The 21,616-nt window shown below is 72.4% G+C and carries 18 protein-coding genes; 8 read left to right on the top strand and 10 right to left on the bottom strand.

Annotated features, from left to right (window positions below; genetic code table 11):
• Window position 1 precedes the first annotated feature (1 nt).
• Genes QSK37_RS17550 through QSK37_RS17575 form a run of 6 tightly spaced genes read right to left on the bottom strand, consistent with a single transcriptional unit; the run spans window position 2 to window position 7,042 of the window.
• Window positions 2–406, bottom strand: coding sequence for a carboxymuconolactone decarboxylase family protein (locus QSK37_RS17550; RefSeq protein ID WP_285622095.1), 405 nt, complete (start codon window positions 404–406; stop codon window positions 2–4).
• A 29-nt stretch (window positions 407–435) separates the two neighbouring features.
• Window positions 436–1,185, bottom strand: coding sequence for an SDR family NAD(P)-dependent oxidoreductase (locus QSK37_RS17555; RefSeq protein ID WP_285622097.1), 750 nt, complete (start codon window positions 1,183–1,185; stop codon window positions 436–438).
• 40 nt (window positions 1,186–1,225) lie between these two features.
• Window positions 1,226–2,038 carry a carbohydrate ABC transporter permease gene (locus QSK37_RS17560; protein WP_285622099.1) on the bottom strand — a complete coding sequence of 271 codons (813 nt, stop codon included), beginning with the start codon at window positions 2,036–2,038 and terminating at the stop codon, window positions 1,226–1,228.
• Entirely contained in the window at window positions 2,035–2,976 is a 942-nt protein-coding gene (locus QSK37_RS17565; protein WP_285622101.1) for a carbohydrate ABC transporter permease, read from the bottom strand. The genes QSK37_RS17560 and QSK37_RS17565 overlap by 4 nt, the downstream gene beginning before the upstream one ends.
• Before the next feature lie 38 nt (window positions 2,977–3,014).
• The gene (locus tag QSK37_RS17570; protein WP_285622103.1) at window positions 3,015–4,331 is read right to left on the bottom strand and encodes an ABC transporter substrate-binding protein; all 1,317 of its coding nucleotides are present in this window, start codon (window positions 4,329–4,331) and stop codon (window positions 3,015–3,017) included.
• The gene (locus QSK37_RS17575) at window positions 4,328–7,042 is read right to left on the bottom strand and encodes an alpha-L-rhamnosidase (protein WP_285622105.1); all 2,715 of its coding nucleotides are present in this window, start codon (window positions 7,040–7,042) and stop codon (window positions 4,328–4,330) included. The genes QSK37_RS17570 and QSK37_RS17575 overlap by 4 nt, the downstream gene beginning before the upstream one ends.
• A 181-nt stretch (window positions 7,043–7,223) precedes the next feature.
• Here QSK37_RS17575 and QSK37_RS17580 point away from each other — a divergent pair, with 181 nt between their 5' ends.
• The 8 genes from QSK37_RS17580 (at window position 7,224) to QSK37_RS17615 (ending at window position 14,498) form a co-directional block, all read left to right on the top strand.
• Entirely contained in the window at window positions 7,224–8,228 is a 1,005-nt protein-coding gene (locus QSK37_RS17580; RefSeq protein WP_285622108.1) for an aldo/keto reductase, read from the top strand.
• A 16-nt stretch (window positions 8,229–8,244) separates the two neighbouring features.
• Window positions 8,245–8,367 (top strand): hypothetical protein, encoded by a 123-nt coding sequence (locus tag QSK37_RS17585; protein WP_285622110.1) that lies wholly within the window; start codon window positions 8,245–8,247, stop codon window positions 8,365–8,367.
• Window positions 8,368–8,500: 133 nt separating this feature from the next.
• Window positions 8,501–10,240 (top strand): D-apionate lactonase family protein, encoded by a 1,740-nt coding sequence (locus tag QSK37_RS17590; protein ID WP_285622113.1) that lies wholly within the window; start codon window positions 8,501–8,503, stop codon window positions 10,238–10,240.
• A complete protein-coding gene (locus QSK37_RS17595) occupies window positions 10,233–11,288 on the top strand; it encodes an NAD(P)-dependent oxidoreductase (protein ID WP_285622116.1) in 1,056 nt (351 codons plus the stop codon). Before QSK37_RS17590 ends, QSK37_RS17595 begins: the two co-directional genes overlap by 8 nt.
• Window positions 11,285–12,049, top strand: a complete 765-nt coding sequence (locus QSK37_RS17600) for an HpcH/HpaI aldolase family protein (protein WP_285622118.1) — start codon at window positions 11,285–11,287, stop codon at window positions 12,047–12,049. Before QSK37_RS17595 ends, QSK37_RS17600 begins: the two co-directional genes overlap by 4 nt.
• Window positions 12,042–12,461, top strand: coding sequence for a VOC family protein (locus tag QSK37_RS17605; protein WP_285622120.1), 420 nt, complete (start codon window positions 12,042–12,044; stop codon window positions 12,459–12,461). The genes QSK37_RS17600 and QSK37_RS17605 overlap by 8 nt, the downstream gene beginning before the upstream one ends.
• Complete coding sequence (locus QSK37_RS17610) at window positions 12,458–13,702, top strand: four-carbon acid sugar kinase family protein (RefSeq protein WP_285622122.1); 1,245 nt, start codon at window positions 12,458–12,460, stop codon at window positions 13,700–13,702. Before QSK37_RS17605 ends, QSK37_RS17610 begins: the two co-directional genes overlap by 4 nt.
• Window positions 13,703–13,715: 13 nt before the next feature.
• Window positions 13,716–14,498 (top strand): FadR/GntR family transcriptional regulator, encoded by a 783-nt coding sequence (locus QSK37_RS17615; RefSeq protein ID WP_285622126.1) that lies wholly within the window; start codon window positions 13,716–13,718, stop codon window positions 14,496–14,498.
• A gap of 26 nt (window positions 14,499–14,524) precedes the next feature.
• Here QSK37_RS17615 and QSK37_RS17620 read toward each other — a convergent pair whose 3' ends face one another.
• From QSK37_RS17620 to QSK37_RS17635, 4 genes are read right to left on the bottom strand one after another with little or no spacing between them, the layout of a single operon-like run.
• Window positions 14,525–16,219 carry a glycoside hydrolase family 43 protein gene (locus tag QSK37_RS17620; RefSeq protein WP_285622128.1) on the bottom strand — a complete coding sequence of 565 codons (1,695 nt, stop codon included), beginning with the start codon at window positions 16,217–16,219 and terminating at the stop codon, window positions 14,525–14,527.
• Between the two features lie 35 nt (window positions 16,220–16,254).
• Window positions 16,255–17,613, bottom strand: a complete 1,359-nt coding sequence (locus QSK37_RS17625) for a DUF1593 domain-containing protein (RefSeq protein WP_285622130.1) — start codon at window positions 17,611–17,613, stop codon at window positions 16,255–16,257.
• A gap of 11 nt (window positions 17,614–17,624) precedes the next feature.
• Window positions 17,625–19,097 (bottom strand): glycoside hydrolase family 28 protein, encoded by a 1,473-nt coding sequence (locus QSK37_RS17630; RefSeq protein WP_285622133.1) that lies wholly within the window; start codon window positions 19,095–19,097, stop codon window positions 17,625–17,627.
• Between the two features lie 21 nt (window positions 19,098–19,118).
• Window positions 19,119–21,512 carry a hypothetical protein gene (locus QSK37_RS17635; RefSeq protein WP_285622136.1) on the bottom strand — a complete coding sequence of 798 codons (2,394 nt, stop codon included), beginning with the start codon at window positions 21,510–21,512 and terminating at the stop codon, window positions 19,119–19,121.
• Between the last annotated feature and the right edge of the window lie 104 nt (window positions 21,513–21,616).

The raw sequence follows: 21,616 nt of genomic DNA on the forward strand, positions 1-21,616 counted from the left end.
CTCAGCCGTCCTTCCCGTTACCGGCCGCGACGGCCCGGTCCGCGAAGACGCCCTTGGCCACGTTCACCGCGTTGATGGCGCGCGGGAAACCGGTGTACTGGACGCAGTGGATGATCACCTCGACGATCTCCTCCGGGGTGAGGCCGACGTTGAGCCCCGCGTTGATGTGCCCTTTGAGCTGCGGCGCGCAGTCGCCCATGCCGACCAGCGCGGCGATCGAGGCGATCTGCCGCTGCCGCAGGTCCAGGCCGGGCCGGGAGTAGATCTCGCCGAAGTTGAAGTCGATGCCGTAGCGTCCGAGATCGGCGCCGGGGCCGCTGAGCGCGGCCAGCAGCCGGTCCGCCGCGCCCTCTCCGTACACCTCGTCGTAGCGGTGCCGACCCCGCTGCGAACCAGAACCGTCCATGTGGTGGTCGTTCCTTCCCGGGTGGGCTTTCAGATGGAGTGGCCGCCGTCCTGCGGCAGGATCACGCCGGTCAGGTACGCGGCCGACGGCAGGCACAGGAAGACGATCGTCTCGGCGAGGTCCTCGGGACGGCCGAGGGTACGCGTGGGGATCTGGGCGAGCAGCGCCTCCCGGACCTCGGGGGTGTCCCGGTCGCGGCCCGGAGTGTGCTGCGCGCCCGGCGCGACGCAGTTCACGGTGATCCCCTCCTCGGCCAGCTCGATCGCCAGCGCCTTGGTCAGCCCGACCACGCCTGCCTTGGCCGCCGCGTAGCCGGTGGCGTTCCGTACGAGTCTCCCTCCGCGCAGCGCGGCGATCGAGGCGATGCTGACGATCCGGCCGCCGTCCCGGCCCCGCATGGCCGGCAGCGCCGCACGGGTCATGTTGAACACGCTGGTCAGGTTGGTGTCGACCATCCGCCGCCAGTCCTGCGGCGTCATCTCGGCGAACGGCCGCACCATGCCGCCGCCGGCGTTGTTGACCAGGACGTCGATGCCGCCCCAGTCGTCCCGTACCTGGTCGGCCGCCCGCTGGACGTCGTCGAAGTCGGTGAGGTCGGCCTCCAGTTCGAGGGCCTCGCGTCCCACCTCCCGTACCGTCTTGCCGAACCGGGTCAGCCCCTCCTGCGCCAGGTCGACCCCGGCCACGTCGCAGCCCTCCCGGGCCAGCGCCCGGCTGATGACCTGGCCGAGCGCACCGCCCGCGCCGGTGACGACCGCCTTCTTGCCGGCCAGCCGCATGGTGGATCCCCTTTCGTCGATGTGCGTCAGTGCGAGTGCGTCATTTGAGGGCACCCGAGGTCATGCCCTGGATGAAGTGCCGTTGCAGCACCAGGTAGACGACGATGATCGGGACGCTGGCCAGAGTGACCCCGGCGGCGATCATGGAGCGGTCGACGCTGTACTCGCCGATGAAGAACATGATCCCGGTGGACACCGGCCGCAGGTTCTCGTCCTGCCCGTACAGCAGCGGGATCAGGAACATGTTCCAGGTGAACATGAACTGCAGCACCACCATGGTGATCAGCCCCGGCCGGGCCAGCGGCAGCATGATCCGGCTGAACACCCGCCACTCCCCCGCGCCGTCCAGCCGGGCCGCGTTGCCGATCTCCTCGGGCAGCTCGCGGAAGAACGAGCGCATCAGGAAGGTGCCGAAGGCCAGGCCCAGCGCGATGCTCGGCACGATGACGCCCCAATAGCTGCCGAGCAGGTCGAGGTCGCGCACCAGGTAATACTGCGGCACCATGATCGACTGGAACGGGATCATGATGCCCAGCAGGAACAGCCCCAGCAGGTACCGCTCGCCGGGCAGCCGCCGGGTGCCCAGCGCGTAGCCCGCCAGGCAGGACAGCACGGTCACCCCGGGCACCACGAACGCGCAGTACAGCACGGTGTTGCCGAGGTACTTGCCGAACCGCCCGGTGGTCCAGGCGTCGGCCAGGTTCCCCCACTGCGGGCTGGTGGGCAGCCCGAACGGATCGGCGTTGATCTCGCTGTTGGACTTCAGCGCCGACGACCAGATCCACACGAACGGCAGCAGGAAGAGCACCAGGAACATCGCCAGGATCACGTACCGGGAAGTGCGCGTGGTCATCGGTCGCCCCTCTCCCGCAGGCGTACGACGGCCAGCGACACCACCAGCGACAGGACGGTGAGCACCAGCGAGATCGCCGCGCCGTAGCCGACGTCGTTCTCCATGAAGGCCTTCTGGTACGTGTAGGTGGCCAGCAGCTGGGTGCTGTTGTCCGGGCCGCCCTTGGTCATGATCCAGACGTGGTCGAACGCCTGGAACCCGTGCACCAGCAGCAGCACCGTGACCAGCGTGACCGCGCTGGACAGCTGCGGCACGACGACGTGCCGGAACCGCTGCCAGGCGCCGGCGCCGTCCACCCGGGCGGCGTCCAGCAGGTCCTGGTCGACGTTGTGCAGCGCGGCAGTGAAGATGACGAAGGCCAGCCCGATGGTGGCCCAGACCGAGGCGACCAGCACCGCGTAGAGCGCGAAGTCCGGGTCGCCCAGCCAGCCGCGGCTCCACGACCCCAGGCCGACCGCGGACAGGCCGCGGTCGAGGATGCCGAAGGCGGGGCTGTAGATCCAGCTCCACACGATGCCGACGATGATGGCCGGGAGGATCTGCGGCATGAAGTAGACGGTGCGGAACACCGTGAACCCCCGTGGCCGGCTCCACACCAGCATGGCCAGCAGCAGGCTGACCGCCATCGCCAGCGCGGTGCCGAGCACCACCCAGATCAGGTTGTGCCACAGCGCCCGCCAGAACAGGGTGTCGTGCACGAGCCGGTCGAAGTTGCCCAGGCCGATGAAGGTCTTGTGGGGCTTCGCGCCGTCCCAGTCGGTGAGGCTCAGATAGACCGACTGGACCAGCGGATACAGGATGAACAGGGCGTACACGGCGAGCGCCGGCAGCACGAACAGGTAGCCGGACACGCGCCGGTCGCCGGGCCGGCGTCGGGCGGCGGGCGCGGTGGAGCGCCCGGCGAGCGGCGGCCTGGACCGGATCATCGTGGTCGCCATGCCGCCTCCCTCCGCGGAGGGGGGAACGTCTCCATCACCTACCGTCCCTTCTCCCACGCCTTCTGCAGGTCGTCGGCCTGCCGCGCCGGAGTCTTGCGACCCTGGACGACCGCCTGGAAGCCGCTGGTCATCGCGTTGAGGAAGCCGGGCGACGCCTTGCCGTGGTTGACCGAGTAGCCGAGGTTGCGGGTGGCGTCGCCGCCGCCGTTCTGCGCGGCGCCGAGCGCCTGCTTCTGCAGGGGCGACAGCGACCAGCCGGAGGAGTCGAACGGCACGGGCGGGAAGATCTTGCCCTGCTCCACCCAGACGCGCAGTGCCTCCGGCTGGTAGAGGGAGTCCAGGAACGCGCCGGCCTCCTCGCCGCGCTTGGACTTTGCCGAGATGTAGTAGGCCGAGCCGGTGCCCGCCGGGTAGACGCGGTCGCCGCCGTCGATGGACGGCATCGGCATGATGCCGACCTCCTGGCCCGGCAGCCCCTTCTCGACGGCGCCGACGGCCCAGGTGCCGTTGAGGTTCATCAGGGCCTTGCCGGACAGGAACATCGACTGCGCGTCGGGGCCGTGCAGGGAGTTGAGGCCGTCGATGAACGCGCCGGCCTTGACCAGGTCGACGAAGAACAGCTGGATGGCCTGCTTCATCTGCGGGGTGTTCCAGCTGCCCTTGCCGTCGAAGACCAGATCTCCCATGGCCCTGCCGCCCACGATGTTGTTGGTCATCAGGGAGAAGGCCCACCAGCACGGGTAGACGTCGGCCTGGCCGTAGGCGATCGGGATGAGCTTCTTGGCCTTGGCCTTGGCGCAGAAGCTCAGCAGTTCGTCGAAGGTCCGCGGGACGGTCAGCCCGGACTTGTCGATCAGCGTCTTGTTGTAGAACAGGGCGGTGGTCTCGGTCTCGTTGGGCAGGCCGTAGAGCTTGCCGTCCAGCCGGGCCTCGCGCTGGGCGAACGGCGTGATCTTGTTCAGCCAGCCGTGCTCGGCGGCCAGGTCGTCCAGCGGGAGGAGCAGCCCGGCCTCGGCCAGCACTCCGGCGTTGCCCTTGCCCACCTCGTAGTAGATGACGTCCGGACCGGTGCCGGAGGCCAGCGCGGTCTTGCCCACGGTGGTCATCTGGTCGCCCGGCTGGGTGGTGCGGTCGATGGTGACGCCGGACGACCGCCGGTAGAGGTCGTAGACCTTCCGGACGGCCTCGTTCTGCGGCGACGTGGTGAACTGGTCCCAGACCTTGAGCGCGCTGCCGCCGCCGTCCGAGCGGCCGAAGCCGCAGGCGCTCAGCCCCAGCGCCGCGCCGGCCGCGCCGCTCAGCCGCATGAAGTCGCGGCGGCTCGGACCCGGGGCGGTTCGTCTGCCGATGTTCATGGGATCCTCCGGTGGGTGGGGTGCCAGGCGGCCGTGAGACGGTGGCGGCCGGACGGGACGGCGCAGACCAGTTCGCCGTCGTGCCGGGCGAGGACCTCCACCCGTTCGGCGGCGGGGCGGCCGTCCACGAGGACGGTGCCGGGGTCGGTGGTCGGCACGTGGACGGTGGCGGGCTCGCCCGGCGGGACCAGCACGTCGAGGGCGATGCGGTCATCGGTCAGCGACCAGGCCGACTCGATCCGTCCGCGTACGGTCTCCTGGGCGGCCGAGGCCCAGGTCAGCCTGCCGCCGGGACGCGGGCGCACCACGATGTGGCGGTAGCCGGCGGAGTCGGGCGCCTGCCCGATGCCGGCCACTCCCCCGTAGAGCCAGTCGCCGACGGCCCCGAGGCTGTAGTGGTTGAGGGAGTTCATGTTGGCGGACTGGAAGCCGCCGTCCGGGGTCCAGCCGTCCCAGCGCTCCCAGACGGTGGTGGCGCCGTGCCGTACCGAGAACAGCCAGCTCGGGAACGTGTCCTGGTGGAGCAGGGCGTACGCGAGGTCGGCGCGGCCGGCGCGGGTCAGCACCGGGCACAGCAGGGAGACGCCGATGAACCCGGTGGTCAGGTGATGGTCGTGCTTCTCCACGTCGGCCGCCAGGTGTCCGGCGGCGGCCTGCTCCAGTTCCGGCGGGACGAGCCCGAACTCCAGGGCCAGCAGGTAGCCGGTCTGGGTGTCGCCGTGGACGCGGCCGTCCGGGCCCACGAACCGGTCGGCGAAGACCCGCCGCACCTCCGCCGCCAGCGCCTCGTACCGCGCCGCGTCTCCGGGACGGCCGAGCACCCGCGCGGCCCTTCCCACCAGCTCGGCGGACCGGGCGAAGTAGGCGGTGGCCAGCACCTCCCGGGGAGTCTCGGCGCCGATCTGCAGCCAGTCGCCGTAGTGCCGTCCGGTGCGATGGCGCCAGACCAGGTCGGGGTTGTGCCGCCAGATGTGTTCGACCCAGCGCGTCATCGCCGGGAAGGAGCGGTCCAGTATCCGTTCGTCGCCGTACAGCCGGTACAGCGTCCACGGCACGATCACCCCGGCGTCACCCCAGCCCGGTGCGCCCTCACGCAGGATCGACACCTTGGGCGCGACGTCGCCGAACGCGCCGTCCTCGTCCTGGCCGGCCAGGACGTCCTCCATCCAGCCGGCGAAGAACGCGGCGACGTCCGCGCCGCGGGCCGCGGTGGGCAGGAAGACCTGGGCGTCGGCGAGCCAGCCGAGCCGCTCGTCCCGCTGCGGGCAGTCGGTCGGCACCGAGACGAAGTTGCCGCGCTGCCCCCAGCGGATGTTGGCGTGCAGCCGCTCCACGTCGGGGTCGCCGCAGGAGAACTCGCCCGTCCACGGAGTGTCGCTGTGCAGCACCGCGCCCACCACGTCGCCCGGTTCCGGCACCCCCGGATAACCGGACAGCTCGACGTACCGGAAGCCGTGGCAGGTGAAGACGGGTTCGTAGACCTCCACCGGCTCGCCTGAGCAGACGTACACGTCGCGTGCCTCCGCGCGGCGCAGGTTGGCGGTGTAGAGGCCGCCGTCCGGGTCGAGCGTCTCGGCGTGGCGGAGCACGATGTGGCGGCCGGGCTCGGCGCCGCGTACGGTCAGCCGGACCCGGCCGACGATGTTCTGGCCGAGGTCGGCGATGACCGTGCCGTCGGGCCGGGCCGACACCTCGACCGCCGGGAGGCGGCTCGTCACCCGGACGGGCTGGGCACGGGCGGCGCGCAGCTTCGTGGTGTCGCGGCCGGCGACGATCGCCCGCGGCCAGCCGGAGTCGTCGAAGCCCGGCCTGTCCCAGCCCCCGTGCGGCTCCCGCGCGTCGTGGAACTCGCCCATCAGCAGGTCGGAGTGGCGGACCGGGCCGGGCGACTCCCGCCAGGTCTCGTCCGTACCGAGCCACATCCGTTCCCCGTCGGGGAACTCCACCAGCAGCCGGGCGACGAACGCGGGCCGGTCTCCGTAGATCTTGCCGGCGCGGCGCGGGTCGAAGCCGACGAAGCCGCTCCACCAGCCGTCTCCGACGAGCGCCGCGAGGACGTTCGCGCCTTCGCCGACCAGGGCGGTGACGTCGTAGGCCCGGTACTGGACGCGGTCGCGGTAGTCGCTCCAGCCGGGTTCGAGCTCGGCGTCCGACACGGGCCGGCCGTTGACGCTCGCCCGGTAGACGCCCTGCGCGGAGGCGTACAGCCGGGCTCGGGCGGGCCGCCGGGGCAGCGCGAAGGCCCTGCGCAGCCGCAGGCAGGGCGCCAGGTGACGGGTGTTGAGGGTGCGGTGGTCGTCGCGGGGCGGCTCGAACAGCGGCAGCGTGTTCTCGTCCCGGGTGATCCAGGCGGCGCCGGCCCAGCCGTCCGGGCTCAGCAGCCCGGTCTCGAACCAGGACGACGCGTGCCCGTCGGGCCGGCCGTCGCGGTTCCAGACCTCGACGTCCCACCGGTAGCGGGTGCACGGCCGCAGCGCCGCCCCGTGGTAGGCCGCCGAGGTGGCGTCGGACTCGATGCGGCCGGTGTCCCAAACCCCGGTGCCGCCGGAGCCCGTGGCGGGTTCGGCGGTCACCCGGATCCGGTAGGCGCTCTGCCGGTCCGCGACGCGAGAGGAGCGCAGCCGCCACGACAGGCGTGGCGCCGGCTCATCGACGGTGGTCGGCTCATCAAGGAACTCGCAGGCCAGGCCGTAGGGAACGAGGCTCCGCACGGATCGGCCACCTCCTTTCGGACGGACCCGGCCGCCGTATAAGGGGCACGACAGGTGATCCAGGTCACGTACCGGCCGTGATCGTAAGTCGCGTTTTTCGGATTGGTCAACCGGTTGACCAATTTGCGAGGCCGGTTTACGGTCCGGGAACAAACCAGGCATTCAGAAGGGCGGCCGGGCGATGGAGTACTCCCTCCTCGGGCCTTCGGGCATCCGGGTGTCGCGGATCTGCCTCGGCACGGCGACGTTCGGAGTGGCCCCCGCCGCCGACGACGCGACGCGTCTCGTGCACGCCGCCCTCGACCGCGGGGTCAACTTCGTCGACACCGCGAACTCCTACGGCCATCTCCCGCACTTCGACCGTCCCGGTACGCCGCCGGCCGCGGCACGTGAGCCCGCCGAGGAACTGGTCGGCCGGGCGCTGCACGGGCGGCGCGACGAGGTGGTGCTGGCCACCAAGGCGGGCGAGCCGGTCGGACCGGGTGTGGGCGACCGGGGGCTGTCCCGGCGGCACCTGTTCCGCCAGCTCGAGGCCAGCCTGCGCCGGCTGCGCACCGACCACGTCGACGTCTACTACGCCCACCACCCCGACCCGGACACGCCGCTGGCGCAGACGCTGCGGGCGTTCGACGACATGGTGCGGCAGGGCAAGGTGCGGTACGCGGCGCTGTCCACCTACCCGGCCTGGCAGCTGACCCACGCCCTGTGGATCGGCAGCGACCTGGGGCTCGACCCGCCGGTGTGCGCCCAGGTCCGCTACAACCTCGTGGACCGCGCGGTGGAGCGGGAGGTGGTGCCCGCCGCCCGGCGGTTCGGGCTGTCCCTCGTGGCCTTCAGCCCGTTGAGCGGCGGCCTGCTGGCCGGAGAGGACGCGGCCTCCCGCGAGTACGCCGGCGAGCGGCGGTGGGGCGGACAGGGCTACTCGGCCCGGCAGCGGGAGGCGGCCGGACGGCTGTCCTCGCTGGCCGGGGAGTGGGGGCAGCCGCCCGAACGGCTGGCGCTGGCCTGGCTGCTGGCCCGCCCCGGTGTGGCCAGCGCCATCGTCGGCCCCGAGACCCCCGCCGAGCTGGACGCGAGCGTGGCGGCCGCCGGACTCACCCTCGCCCCGGAGCAGGTCGCGGCGCTCGATGAGATCGGCGAGAGCGGCCGGGACCTCGTCGAGCTCGTCCGCCGGTCGACCGGGTGATCAGAAGGTGACCGCCATGACCGCAGCCGCCTCCCCGGAGCCCACGCCCCGGCCGACGCGCGCCGACCCGCGCGACGCGACGCTCGACCGCACCCGACCCGCCACCGGACCGCACGACCGGACCCGGACCGGAAGATGACCGCCATGACCGCAGCCGCCTCTCCAGAGCCCACGCCCCGGCGCACGCGCGCCGACCCGCGCGACGCGACGCTCGACCGCACCCGACCCGCCACCGGACCGCACGACCGGACCCGGACCGGAAGATGACCGCCATGACCGCAGCCGCCTCCACGGAGCCCACGCCCCGGCCGCTCGGGCACGGGCCGCTGCGGGCCGATCTGCTCGGCGCGGCGCTGGACCGCGTCCGGTTCGCCGGTACGCCGGTGCTGCGGCGGGTCTACGTCGGCGTCCGCGACCGTGACTGGCGGACCGTGCCCGCGCAGGTGCTCGGCGTCGAATCCGAGGGCGGCGACCGCGTCACGGTCCACGTCCGGCACGACAACGGCGACGTCGGCTTCCGCTGGACCGGCACGATCAGCCTCACCGACCGCGAGCTCACCTTCGAGATGGACGGTCAGGCCGAACGCGACTTCCTGCGCAGCCGCGTCGGGCTGTGCCTGCTGCACCCGCTGCGCCTGGCCGGGACGCCCGTGCTCGTGCGGGGGCCCGACGGCGAGCACACCGGCCGGTTCCCCGAGCGGATCAGCCCCCACCAGCCGCTGCGCGACATCGTCGCGATGCGATACCACGACGGCGGGCTGGAGGTGTCGATCGAGCTGGACGGCGACGTCTTCGAGACCGAGGACCAGCGCAACTGGACCGACGCCTCCTACAAGACCTACGGCACTCCCCTGTCGCTGCCCTTCCCCGTCCGGCTGCGGCGCGGCCGGCGCGTTCGCCAGCGGATGCGCCTGAGCGTCACCGGCCGGCCCGCCCCCGCCCGGACGCCCGCGCGAGGTCCCGCCGGAGTGCGGCTCGGCGCGGACGGGCCGCCGCTTCCGGCGATCGGGTTGCAGCACCGCGGCCCGGTCCCCGCCGAGTCGCGGGCTCTGGCCGAGGCCGGGCCCGCCTTCGTCCACGCGGACGTCCGGATGGATCTGGACGGCTGGCGGGAACACGTCGCCGAGGCGGGCGAGGTCGCGCGGGGGCTCGGCGTCCCGCTGCGGGTCGGCGCGGTGCGCGCGACCCCCGGCCAGGTCGCCGAGCTGGCCGGAACGCCCATGGACACGCTCCTGCTGTTCGGCCCCCGCCTGACCACGACGCGCGAGCTCGCCGAGGCGGCGCGGCGGGTGTTCGCGGGCACCGGCTTACGGATCGGCGGCGGCAGCCGGGCGCACTTCGCCGAGCTGAACCGGGCGGACGGGCTGCCCGTCGACCTGCTGGACCTCGTGTGCTTCCCGATCACGGCGACCGCGCACGCCGACGACACCGCCAGCGTCCGGGAGACCCTGCGGGTCCATCCCCGGGTGGTGGCGCAGGCCCGCGAGCTGGCGGGCGGACGGCCGGTGCTGGTCGGCCCGGTGAGCCTGCGGCCCGCCTGGGATCCGTGGGCGCCGGACGCGCCGCCCCCGCCGCCCGATCCCCGGCATCGCGGCCCGTTCGGCGCGGCCTGGACGGTCGGTGCGCTGGCGGCACTGGGTCTCGCGGGCGCGGCGGAGATCTCCCTGTACGAGACGACCGGCCCGCGCGGCGTGGTGGGGGCGCCGGTGTGGCACGTGCTCGCCGCGCTTCGCCCGTACGCGGGCGGGCGGCTCGTCCGGCTGGACCTGCCGGACGGGCTGACCGGCCTGGCCGTCCGCAAGGACGCCCGCCATCTGATCATCGTCGCCAACCCGTCGGACGAGCCACGCGCCCTCGACCCCGGCGGGCGCGACTGGGAACTGCTCGCGGAGTCCCCGCTCGCGGACGGCGTACGGCCTGCGCGCGACGGCCCGCTCGTCCTGCCCGGCCCGTCCGTCGCCTTCAGTCCCCCGACCACCCGTACCCGCCAGGAGAGGACTCCGGATGCCTGAGCCGTTCCGCGTCGGCCTGACACGCGACTTCCTGACCGACGACGGCCGCATCGGCTGGGGCGACATCGGCCTGCGCCGGCTCGACGAGGCGGCGCTCGAGGACGGCGTCGTCTGGGACTTCCTGCCCGCCGCCGAGAACGGAGAGCTCGCCGCCGCCGACGTCGCCGAGTACGACGCGCTCATCGTGCTGGGCCCCCGGGTGACCGCGGCCACCGTCGCCGACGCCGACCGGCTCTCACTGGTGGCGCGCTTCGGCGTCGGCTACGACAACGTGGACGTCGCGGCCTGCACCGAGGCGGGGGTGCTGGTGACCATCACGCCCGACGGTGTCCGCAGGCCGGTCGCGGTGTCCGCGCTCACCCTGCTGCTCGCGCTGTCCCACCGGGTGCTCGACAAGGACCGGCTGGTCCGTACCGGCCGGTGGAACGACAAACTCGACCACATGGGCGTCTCCCCGTCCGGGCGCACCCTCGGCCTGATCGGGTGGGGCAACATCGGACGCGAGGTGTCGCGGCTGTGCGAGCCGCTCGGCATGACGCAGCTGGCCGCCGACCCGTACGCCGATCCGCAGGCCGCCGCCGCGCGGGGCGTCGAACTCGTCGAGCTGGAGGAACTGCTGGCCCGCGCCGACTTCGCGGTCGTCACCTGCGCACTCACCCCGCGGACGCATCACCTCCTCGACGCCGGCCGGCTCGCCCTGATGAAGCCCACCGCGTTCTTGGTCAATGTGGCGCGCGGGCCCATCGTCGAGCAGAGCGCGCTGACCGAGATCCTGGCCGAAAGGCGCATCGCGGGCGCCGCCCTCGACGTCCTCGAAGCCGAACCGCCGCGCCCCGACGATCCCCTGCTGTCGCTGCCGAACGTGCTGCTCGCCCCGCACGCCATCGCGTGGACCGACGAGCTGGCCCTGGGCAACGGCGAGGGCGCCATCGCCGCAGTACTCGACCTGGCCGCCGGCCGGGAGCCGGCACACCCGGTCAACCCGCAGGCACTGGACCATCCCCGGCTGCGGGCACGCATCCGCCACTCACGGAAGGCCGTTCGTTGACCACGACCCTGAAGCAGGGGCTCCGCGACGGAGACCTCGTCCTGGGCACCTTCGTCTTCGAGTTCGCCACCCTGGGCATCGGCCGGCTGGCCGCCGGGGCCGGGGCGCAGTTCGTCATCTACGACGCCGAGCACACCGGCTGGGGCTGGGAGACGCTCGGCAGGCTGGTCGCCACCACGCGGGACGCCGCCCCTCTCATCCGGGTACCGCACGCCGCCCGTACGACCATCTCCCGCGCGCTGGACACCGGGGCACGCGGCGTCATGGTGCCGATGGTGGAGTCGGCCGAGGAGGCCCGCGACATCGTGCGCTGGGCCAAGTACCCCCCGGACGGGGTGCGCGGCGCCGCGTTCGGCGTCGCCCACGACGACTACGCGGCCACGGACAACGTCGCCTACATGCGGCGAGTCAACGACGAGCACCTGGTCATCACGCAGATCGAGACGGTGGCGGGGCTGGCCGCGGTCGAGGAGATCGCCGCCGTCGACGGGGTGGACGTGCTGTGGGTCGGCCACTTCGACCTGACCAACAGCATGGGCATCCCCGGGCGGTTCGACCACCCCGACTACCTGGCCGCGCTGGACCGGGTCGCGGCGGCGGCGCGGGCGGCGGGCAAGCACGCCGGGTTCATGGCCGGCGGCCCGCAGGAGGCGGAGATGCTGATCAAGCGCGGCTTCCGGATCCTGGCGTACGGCGGCGACCTGTGGATCTACCAGGCGGCGCTGCGGTCCGGCCTGAGCGAGGTACGGGGACTTGGCTGACATTCCCGGCCGCCCGCCGCGGGTGGACTTCGTCGACCACGTGGCGGTCGCGGTGCACGACGCGGACGCGGCGCTGCCGTTCTACGTGTCCCGGCTCGGGCTGAAGGTCGTCGGTGATGAGGAGGCCGACGAGCCCGGTGTCCGGCTCACCTACCTGGACGGCGGCAACGTGCTGATCCAGCTCGTCCAGCCGTTGCGGCCCGGCCCGGTCGCCGACTTCCTGCGCACCCGCGGCGAGGGACTGCACCACCTGTGCTTCAACGTGAAGCGGATCGAGCCGGTGCTGGACGCGCTGCCCGGCGAGGAGGGCGCGAGGATCTTCGCCGGCGGCCGGGGGCGGCGGGCCTGCTTCCTGCTGCACGAGCCGAACGGAGTCCGCGTCGAACTCACCGAAAGGAAGCCCGTCCGATGACCCGTCCGATCACCATCGTGCTGGACGACGACCCGACCGGCACCCAGTCGGCCCGGGGCGTCCCGGTGCTCCTTGATCCGGAGGCCGATCCCACCCGGGTGCCCGGCACCGACGACGCGGTGTACGTGCTCACCAACACCCGGGCGATGGAGGAGGACGAGGCCGTGGCCCTGTTGCGGCGCGTTCGCGCCCGGGTCGACGCCGCCGGGGTGCGGGCGGAGTACGTCCTGCGCGGCGACTCCACGCTGCGCGGGCACGTCTTCGCCGAGTCGGACGTGTTCGGCGGGGACGTGCTGCTGTTCGTCCCGGCGTTCCCCGCGGGCGGGCGGACCACGGTCGACGGCGTGCACTACGTCACCGTGGACGGGCGCCGGCAGGTGGCCGCCGACACGGAGTTCGCGGCCGATCCGGTCTTCGGCTACCGGGCCCGTACCCTGCCCGGCTGGGTCCGCGAGATCGGCGGCCGCGACGCGCGTCCGGTCGGCCTGGCGGCGCTGCGCGCCGACGGGCCGGACGCGGTGGCGCGGGCGCTGTGCGCGGCCCCGGCCGGCACGGTCGTGGTGCCGGACGCCGAGACCGACGACGATCTCGCCGTCATCTCCGCGGGGCTGGACCGGGCGCGGGCGGCCGGTCGCGCGGTGACGCTGCGGTGCGCCGCCCCGCTGGCCGCCATGCGGGCGGGCCGGCACTCCGCCCGGCCGGTTTCACCCCCCGCGCGGGGTCGCACCGGCGGTACCCTTGTCGTCTGCGGCTCGCACACCGACGCGAGCAGTCGGCAACTCGCCGCGCTCTCCCGCGACCTGAAGACACCAGTGCACACCGTATCGACGACCGCCGCCCTGTCCGACCCGGACCGGGAGGGGGCGCGCCTGGCCGCGGCGCTGGGCGCCGAACTCGCTCGTGGCGGCGTGGCCATCGTGGCCAGTGAGCGGACGCGGCGGGCGGAGCACGGCGCCCTCCGGCACGGGGCCCAGGTCATGCGGGCGTTGTGCGGGGCCGTCACCCCGAACGCGCGGCTGCTGGCGGCCGTCATCGCCAAGGGCGGCATCACCTCCGCCGAGGTGGCGCGCCGCGGGCTGGGCGCACGGACGGCCCGGGTGGTGGGTCCCCTGCTGCCCGGAATCGCCGTGTGGGAGGTCCCCGCTTCGGCGGGCGGCCCCATCCCGTACGCCGTCGTGCCCGGCAACGTCGGCGGCGAACGGACCCTGGTCGACATCGCGCACGTCTTCGGGCTGATCTGAGAAGGGACCTGGTGTGGTGGAACCCTCCAACGCCTCGACGGGCGAGGCACGGCCCAAATCTCCGCGAGAGCCGACTCCCCGCGCGGAGACACCGCAGATCCTGCTGTCCGCCCCGCAGCGGGAGAGCGCGGTCGTCGACATCGCACGGCAACTGCTGTCGCAGCTGCTGTCGGGGCAGCTCTCCCCCGGCACCCGGCTGCCCTCCGAACGGCAGCTGGCCGAGAGCCTCGCCGTCGGGCGATCCACGATCCGCGAGGCGCTCAAGGCGCTGGACGTGCTGGGCATCATCGAGGTACGCCAGGGCGACGGCACGTACCTCAAGCAGAACACCTCGAGCCTGCTGCCCAGCGCGATCGAGTGGGGTCTGATGCTCGGCCAGCCGCAGGTGCTCGACCTCATCGAGGCCCGCCGGCACATCGAGACGATCATCGCCGGGCTGGCCGCCGAGCGCGCCGACGACCAGGCCGTCGCCGAACTCGCCGAGCACCTGGAGGAGATGCGCGCCGCCCCGGACAGCGCCGCGTTCGTCGAGGCCGACGTCGCCTTCCACCTGACGCTGGCCAACGCGGCGGGCAACTCCGTGCTCAACGACATCCTGGGCAGCATCCGGTCGCTGCTGCGGGTGTGGATCCGCCGGGCGATCCACGAGGTGGGCAGCACCGACACCACGATCGCCGAGCACGCCGCCATCCTGACCGCCGTCCGCGAACGCGTGCCCGAGGCCGCGGCCGAGGCCATGCGGGCCCACATGCGGGCCGCGGGCGCACGCCTCGAACGCTCCCTGCGGGACCACTAGGGCCCCGCAGGGTCGCGTCCGGCTTCTCAGGCCGGGCCGGCACGGAACCAGTCGACCTCGGCGGTGTCGCCCTGGTCCGGGCCGGAGGGGGCGGTGGCGAACAGGCCGAGCGTGGCTCCCACCCAGGTGCTCGGGGCCGCGGTGAACGTCCCGCCGACCGGCCGCAGGCCGCGTCCGTCCGGGTCGGCCGAGAACCGGCACACGGCGCCCGGTCCGACCTCGACCCGGAGCACCACGGAGTCGCGGCCGCGCGGTAGCGGGATCGAGGCGGCGGCGTCCACCTCACCCTGGCCCTTGGCCGCGGTCCGGTACTGCAGGACGAGCTGCGAGCCGACGCGTCGCAACCCGATCCACGCGTAGGCGTCTCCGAGTACCACCAGCCCGGCCCGCACGTCCTCTCTCGTCGCGCGGAGGGAGAGCGACGTGGTCGCCACGAACGACTCGGCCGGGAAACGCTGACCCAGCACGTTCGGCAGCAGCCGCAGGTCCGCGGTGTCGGCGCTGGGCGGGCAGGCCAGGCGGAGCCGGCCGCCGTGCGGTGAACCCCAGGACGGGTCGGAGTTCGCCTGCCAGAACCACTGCTCGCCGAGCCGGTGGCCCGTGAACTCGTCGCTGCCGGCGGGGGCGCAGATCTTCGACGGCCGTCCCACCGCCGGCTTGCGGTGGACCAGCACCGGCGTGCCGCGCCCGCTGCCGTCGTCGTCGCCCATCACCGGCCAGCCGTCGTCGCGCCACCGCATCGGCTGCAGGTGGACCACCCGGCCGTACGCCCCGCGGTCCTGGAAGTGCAGGAACCAGTCCTCGCCCCGGGGCGTGGTGACCCAGGCCCCCTGGTGCGGCCCGTTGATCGGCGTGTCGCCCTGGGCGAGCACGATGCGGTTCTCGTACGGGCCGAAGATGTCGCGCGACCGGAACGCCGACTGCCATCCGGGCTTCACCCCGCCCGCCGGCGCGAAGATCCAGTACCAGCCGTCGCGCTTGTACAGCTTGGGGCCCTCCAACGTGGTGTAGCCCGGGATCTCGTCCCCGTTCACCACGACCTGGCCGTCGTCCAGCAGCTCTTTCCCGTCCGGGCTCATCCGGTGCAACGTCAGCCGGTTGTTGATCCCCGACCGGCTCTTGGCCCAGGCGTGGATCAGGTAGGCGCTGCCGTCCGAGTCCCACAGCGGGCACGGGTCGATCAGGCCGAGTCCCGGCTTCAGCGCGTACGGCTTGGTCCACGGGCCCGCCGGGTCGACGGCGGTGGTGACGAAGATGCCGTAGTCCGGATCCGGATAGACGATCCAGAACCTGCCGTCGTGATGCCGGATCGCCGGCGCCCACACGCCGTTCCCGTGCTGCGGCACGCTGAAGTGGTCGCGCGGCTCCAGCTCGGTCAGCGCGTGCCCGATGATCGTCCAGTTCACCAGGTCCCGCGACCGCAGGATCGGCAGCCCCGGGGTCCGGTTGAACGTCGACGCGGTGAGATAGAAGTACGAGCCGACGCGTACCGCGTCCGGGTCGGACCAGTCCGCGTTCAGCACCGGATTCTGGTAACGGCCGTCGCCGAGGTCGGCGACCCACGGAAGATCGGGCCGCGACCGGTCCGCCGGAACGGCCGCGGCGCCTGCCCGGATCGGTTCCGCCGCGCCGGCCGTGCCGGCGAGCCGGCCCAGGACCACCGAGCCGGCCACCGCCCCCAGGCCCGTCTGCAGGGCCCGCCTGCGACTCTGCTCACCCATCATGTCCCTTCCTCTGGTCGTCCAGAATTGCCGCGTCATGCGCCGGATCGCACTCTCGGCGGCCGGGCCGGTGCGGCGCAGCGGAGCATCCGGTCGGCGAAGTCGCGCAGGTACTCCAGACGCCACTGGCTCACGCTCTTCGCGCCGGGATAGATCCCTACGGCGACCGCGGGATCCTGGTCGTCACACCACCAGTTCGGATGGGTGGCGGACGGCCTGCTCGCGCGTTCGATCGGCGGCGCCACGGCGGTGAACCGGCCGGAGAGGCCGTCGAGCCCGGCGAAGTCGCTCTGGATCACGTACGACCAGACCTGCGGCGTCTTCGGGGAGAAACGGAACCGCAGCGCCTTGCCGTCGTTCACGGCGAGCGAGGGGACCCGGCCATCCGTCAGCAGCTGCGCGGTGTCGCCGGAGGCGAAGCCGTCGGGGATCGGCAGGGCGATCTCGGTGACGCCGTAGGTCTCGACCGTGTCCGCCGAGGTGGTCAGGCGGTCGAAGACGGTCCTGCGGTCGTCCCAGAGGCGCGCGTACCTGCCGCCCCAGCCGGGCTTCGACGGGTTCTGAACGCCGTTCAGGAACCAGCCGATGGCCGGGCTGTCGCCCATCTTCAGCTCACCGCCGCGCTCCCCCGCGAAGAAGTCGCCGAGCGCTCCCTTGCCGGCGACGTGCGTCGTCACGAACGCGGTGTTCCCCCACTCGCCGGTCTGATCGCCGCCGGTGAACCAGCCGCGATACGTGGAGTTCGACTCGATCATCCAGAGCTTCGGATGGTGGGTCTCGATGTAGTCGTAGGCCTCCACGCTCCACATCTTGTTCGGCCCGCCGATCCAGTAGACGCGGAGCTTCGGCAGGATGTCGGGAGCGTCGTGCAGCGCCTGCGCCAGGTCGTCGATTCCCCCTGCCATCAGGAGATACAGCGGGCGCCGGTCATGGCGACGAGCGCGTTCGACGATCCATTGGGACCCTTCGGTCGGGCGGTCGAACCCCGCGGGCCGCTGCCAGCCGTACCCGGCCGCTCCCTGCTTGGTGATCGCCCGCAGCCGGTCGGGCTTCGGGTAACGAGGTGAGTACGTCCGCAGGTTCGGGTAGTCACGCTCGTACACGTCGATGACGTCGAGGATCGGCTGAGCGCTGTTCGTTCCGGGCGGCGAGTGGACGAGCCCCTCGATGTCGAAGCGGTCCGCGTACACCAGGAGATGGACGAGGGACTGCCAGTCGTCCGGATCGCTGCCACCGATGTCGGTGTTCCAGATGATGCGCGGGCGGGCGTTCGGCGGAGTGTGGTCGGCGACGGAGCCCAGGGCCCCCGCGGGCGAGCTCGCCATGGCGGCCGTGCCCAGCGCCGTTCCGGCCGCCAGCGCCGTGTAGCGCAGGAAGTCTCGTCTCTCGATCATGCGGGGGCTCCTCAGGTGTTTCCGATGACCGGCGGCGTGGTCACCGGCTGACCGCCGACGGTCACCCGGTCGAAGCTCAGGCCGTCGATGTTCGCGATGGTGCTGTCGCGCTGAACATTCGTAAACGTGCAGTTCACGAGGCTGATGTCGTGCAACGGGTCGTCCGGGTAGCCCCGGATGAACAAGGGGGCGCGGCTCGTGTCGCAGTACAGGTTGCGGATGTCGATGTTCCGCACGAGCGGCGGGTAGGAGCCGGTGTCCCCCTCGCCGTGGTACAGGTCGATCGAGATGGTCTCCTTCAGCAGCGAGCTGATGTGGATGTCGCGCAGGTAGACGTTCTCGACGAAGCCGCCGCGCACCGAGTTGGTCTTGATGTACAGGCCGAAGTACAGGTTCGGGCTGCCCATGGTGCAGCGGCGCACGAACACGTTGCGGATGCCGCCGGTCGTGTCGCTGCCGATCGCCACCGCGCCGTAGCGGATCCGCATGTCGCAGTCCTCGATGAGGACGTCCTCACAGGGCACGTTCACCCGCCGTCCGTCGGCGCCACGGCCGGCCTTGATGGCGATGGAGTCGTCGCCCGCGTCGAACACGCACCGCTGGATCACCACCCCGGAGCACGACTCCGGGTCGCAGCCGTCGTTGTTGGGCCCCCTGCTGTCGACGTGGACGTCGCGCACGGTGACGTTCTCCGAGAGCACCGGGTGGATCTGCCACATCGGCGACCGGTGCAGCGTGACGCCCTCGACCAGCACGGAGCGGCAGCGGTAGAACTGCAGGAAGTTCGGCCGCAGGTAGTGCCCGGCGCCGAACACCCGTTGCTCCACGGGCACGCCCCGGTCGGCCATGTCCTGCAGCGCCGCCCAGTCGGCGCTCTCCTCGGGGTCGCCCGGCTTCCAGCCGTACGCCGCGTTGCCCACCCACGGCCACCAGTGCTCCGTGCCGCCCTGCCCGTCGAGCGTTCCCGAGCCCGTGACCGCGATGTTCTCCTGGTCGTACGCGTAGATGAAGGGCGAGTAGTTGTAGCACTCGATGGAGGAGAAGCGGGTGTAGACGGCCGGCAGGTAGGCGGCCGGGTCGGTGCTGAACAGGATCGTCGCTCCGTCGCCGACGTGCAGGTCGACACCGCTGAGCAGGTGGATCGCGCCGGTGAGGAACGTCCCCGCCGGGACGTCGACGTGACCGCCGCCGGCGGCGTGGCAGGCGCCGATCGCCCGGCGGAACGCCTCGGTGCAGTCGGTCGTGCCGTCGCCGGCCGCGCCGAAGTCGGTGACGGCGAACCGGCGGGCGGGAAACCGCGGCGGCCGGACGCGCCTGGTGATCTCCGCGGCGCGCCGCCACCCCGGTGCCCCGCCGGTTCCCGGTGGTGTGCCGGCGGCCGTCGCCGCCCGGGCCGGCGACGCGGGGCCGATCCCGCCCAGCGCCGCGCCGCCGGCGGTCGCCGCGACGCTCGTGGCGAGGAAGTTACGTCGTGACCATGTCATGTCGGCCTCCGTGAATGGCGCCTACAGTGCGGGGCTGAGGTTCTCCCAGCGGACGGTCCAGGTGCCGTCGCCGGGGAACCCGGGAGCGTGCCGGTCGGGGGCGCCGTCCCAGCCGGCGCACATGAACGCGATCGCGTAGAGCAGGCCGCCGTTGTCCGGGAGGTACGGGTAGCCGTGCGTGTCGCCGTACCCGGCGTCGTCGATGTTGTCGGCCCCGCCCGGATAGAGCAGCCAGTGCAGCGCCTGCTCGGGCTCGCCGATGCGGGCGGCGGTCATCGCGATCATCGGGAAGTCCCAGCTCCACCGGTCGACCTGCCATTCGGCGAAGACCTTGTGCGCGGTGCGAAGGAAGGTGTCCATGTCGACGCCGTCGCCGGGCAGCCAGCCGTACACGACCGCCGGCCCGGGATGGTCGAAGTTGTACTTCGTCCACATGTCGGGCACGCCCTCGTAGAGGACGTACACACCGTCCTCCACGGGCAGTTCGGCGAGGCCGTGCAGGACCTTGTCCCAGTCGGAGTCGCGGTCCAGGCCGAGGCGCTCGCGCCACGTCTGGGCGATGCGCAGTCCCATCCGCCAGTACGACAGCTCGAACGTCGGGTTCATGGCGGTCTTGGAGTCGGCGTTCTCGGACATCACCTGCAGCGGGGGGCCGAGGATGTAGCGCTTCGTGGGTTCGTCCCAGAAGGCGTAGGACGCGAGGAAGTCGGCGGTGGCGAAGAGCACCTCCCGCCATTTCTCCAGCGTCTGCCGGGTGGGATGGGCGCGGTAGTCGAGTTCGGCCAGGAACATCGGGTGCGGCTGCTGCCAGATGAGCAGCACGTTGGTCTCACCCGGCGACTGGCGCAGGTCGGGGCCGATCATCTTGGGCCATTTGGCACCCTTGTAGCCCTGCGCCGCGGCCCGTTTCCGCGACGAGGCGAGCAGCCGCTGGTAGATGGTGACGGATCGGTCGAGGATGTCCCAGCGGTTCCACAGCGCCCAGTGCGCCGCGTGCCACCAGTACATCTCCATCTGCGCCTTGCCCCACCAGGTGCGCAGGACCAGGCCGCTCTCCTGGGTCGGGAACGATCCGGCGTCGTTCACCGCTTCGAGGTACTGCGAGAGCACGATGCGGCGTTCGAGTTCGAACCAGCGCGAATCGGTGCTGCCGGACAGGTCGACCGCGCCGCCGGACTTCCAGTGCCGCGGCCAGTGGCGGGCGCCGGCCGCGAACACCGAGTCCGGCTGCGGAAGCGACCGTGCGGTGTCCGGGGAGAACAGGACGACGAACTCGAGGCGGCCGTGCTCGCCGCCGGTGAGCGTGTAGCGGTGCTCCTCCGCGCGCCGGCCGATGCGCAGCTCGGCGCCGGTGGCGACCCGCTCGCGGCGCACGTCGTCGCCGAGACGGTAGACGACCTCGAGGACGTCGCCGGCGCCCGTCTCGGTGCCGACCAGATCGGCGTCGACGGTGGCGAACACGGAATCGCCCGCGACCTTGTCGCGCAGCCGGGCGGTCACGTCCACCCAGGTGCTCCCGGCGCCGTAGCGAGCCGAGGTGATGGTGAGCGGGCCACTCGCCGGCGCGTTCAGCTCGGCGCCGGCCGACCAGCGCACCCCCGTGTGGTAGGTCAGGTCGTGGAGGCCGCTGAGGGTGTGGGTGATGTCGGCCCGCCGCCCCGACCGGCGGGCCAGGCTGGTCCTGTGCGCGTCGGGGTGGTCCCAGTCGCCCACGTAGACCGCTCTCTTGGCCAGCGTGTCGACGAAGGGAAAGTCCACGAGGACCGACAACCGGCCCGCGTCGACGAGCGGCGACTCGACCGTGACGGCGACGGCGTCGAAGTCGGGGTGGCAGCAGGTGCGCACCCGCACCGGTTCGCCGTCGACCTGGAAGCGGCTGTCGAGCGTGCCGGTCCACAGGTCGAGCTCCTGATGGCAGTCGGTGAGGTCCTTGCTCGTGGCGTCCCAGCCGTCGCGGGTGACCAGCCGCAGCCCGGTGCGCGCGAGGCTGATGAGCTGCGGATACATCCGCATCCAGTCCGACAGCGCGGTCTGGGTGTCATTGGGGATCCAGTACCGTACCGGCCGGCCGTGGGTGTCCCAGACCTCCCCCTGGAAGTCGGACGGTTTCTGTCCCGGGGGCGGCGGAGCGGTGTACCAGGCCCAGTTCGCCAGCGTGTTGAACGGCGTGAACGTCTGCAGCCCGGTGATGTCGGCGTTGAACGCGAACGACCCGTTGCCCACCTGGAGCGGCCATTCCTGGTCCGCCGACGTGCGCACCACGTTGTGCCGCGACACCAGCGCATGGCGATCGATGGGGGCGCCGTTGCCGCCGGATCCTCGGGGAGCGGCCTGGGCCTGGCGCGGCAGCAGCGGGGCGCCCGCGGCCACCGTCGCGCCACCCGCGGCTGACAGGAACTGTCGGCGATCGAACACGAGAGACTCCTCAAGAATCGCTGGGCTCACGTGGCTGGCAGAAGGGGGAGGTTGACGCGGTGTCCTGGATCAGAGGGCGCGGCACGGCCCCACGCCCTGACGGT

This window comes from Actinoallomurus iriomotensis, assembly GCF_030269445.1.
In the GTDB taxonomy this organism is placed as follows: Bacteria; Actinomycetota; Actinomycetes; order Streptosporangiales; family Streptosporangiaceae; genus Actinoallomurus; species Actinoallomurus iriomotensis.

Excerpts from the sequence above, each read along its gene's own strand:
- QSK37_RS17550 (WP_285622095.1), bottom strand. The coding sequence starts at position 406 with ATGGACGGTTCTGGTTCGCAGCGGGGTCGGCACCGCTACGACGAGGTG.
- QSK37_RS17555 (WP_285622097.1), bottom strand. The coding sequence starts at position 1,185 with ATGCGGCTGGCCGGCAAGAAGGCGGTCGTCACCGGCGCGGGCGGTGCG.
- QSK37_RS17560 (WP_285622099.1), bottom strand. The coding sequence starts at position 2,038 with ATGACCACGCGCACTTCCCGGTACGTGATCCTGGCGATGTTCCTGGTG.
- QSK37_RS17565 (WP_285622101.1), bottom strand. The coding sequence starts at position 2,976 with ATGGCGACCACGATGATCCGGTCCAGGCCGCCGCTCGCCGGGCGCTCC.
- QSK37_RS17570 (WP_285622103.1), bottom strand. The coding sequence starts at position 4,331 with ATGAACATCGGCAGACGAACCGCCCCGGGTCCGAGCCGCCGCGACTTC.
- QSK37_RS17580 (WP_285622108.1), top strand. The coding sequence starts at position 7,224 with ATGGAGTACTCCCTCCTCGGGCCTTCGGGCATCCGGGTGTCGCGGATC.
- QSK37_RS17585 (WP_285622110.1), top strand. The coding sequence starts at position 8,245 with ATGACCGCAGCCGCCTCCCCGGAGCCCACGCCCCGGCCGACGCGCGCC.
- QSK37_RS17590 (WP_285622113.1), top strand. The coding sequence starts at position 8,501 with ATGACCGCAGCCGCCTCCACGGAGCCCACGCCCCGGCCGCTCGGGCAC.
- QSK37_RS17595 (WP_285622116.1), top strand. The coding sequence starts at position 10,233 with ATGCCTGAGCCGTTCCGCGTCGGCCTGACACGCGACTTCCTGACCGAC.
- QSK37_RS17610 (WP_285622122.1), top strand. The coding sequence starts at position 12,458 with ATGACCCGTCCGATCACCATCGTGCTGGACGACGACCCGACCGGCACC.
- QSK37_RS17620 (WP_285622128.1), bottom strand. The coding sequence starts at position 16,219 with ATGGGTGAGCAGAGTCGCAGGCGGGCCCTGCAGACGGGCCTGGGGGCG.
- QSK37_RS17625 (WP_285622130.1), bottom strand. The coding sequence starts at position 17,613 with ATGATCGAGAGACGAGACTTCCTGCGCTACACGGCGCTGGCGGCCGGA.
- QSK37_RS17630 (WP_285622133.1), bottom strand. The coding sequence starts at position 19,097 with ATGACATGGTCACGACGTAACTTCCTCGCCACGAGCGTCGCGGCGACC.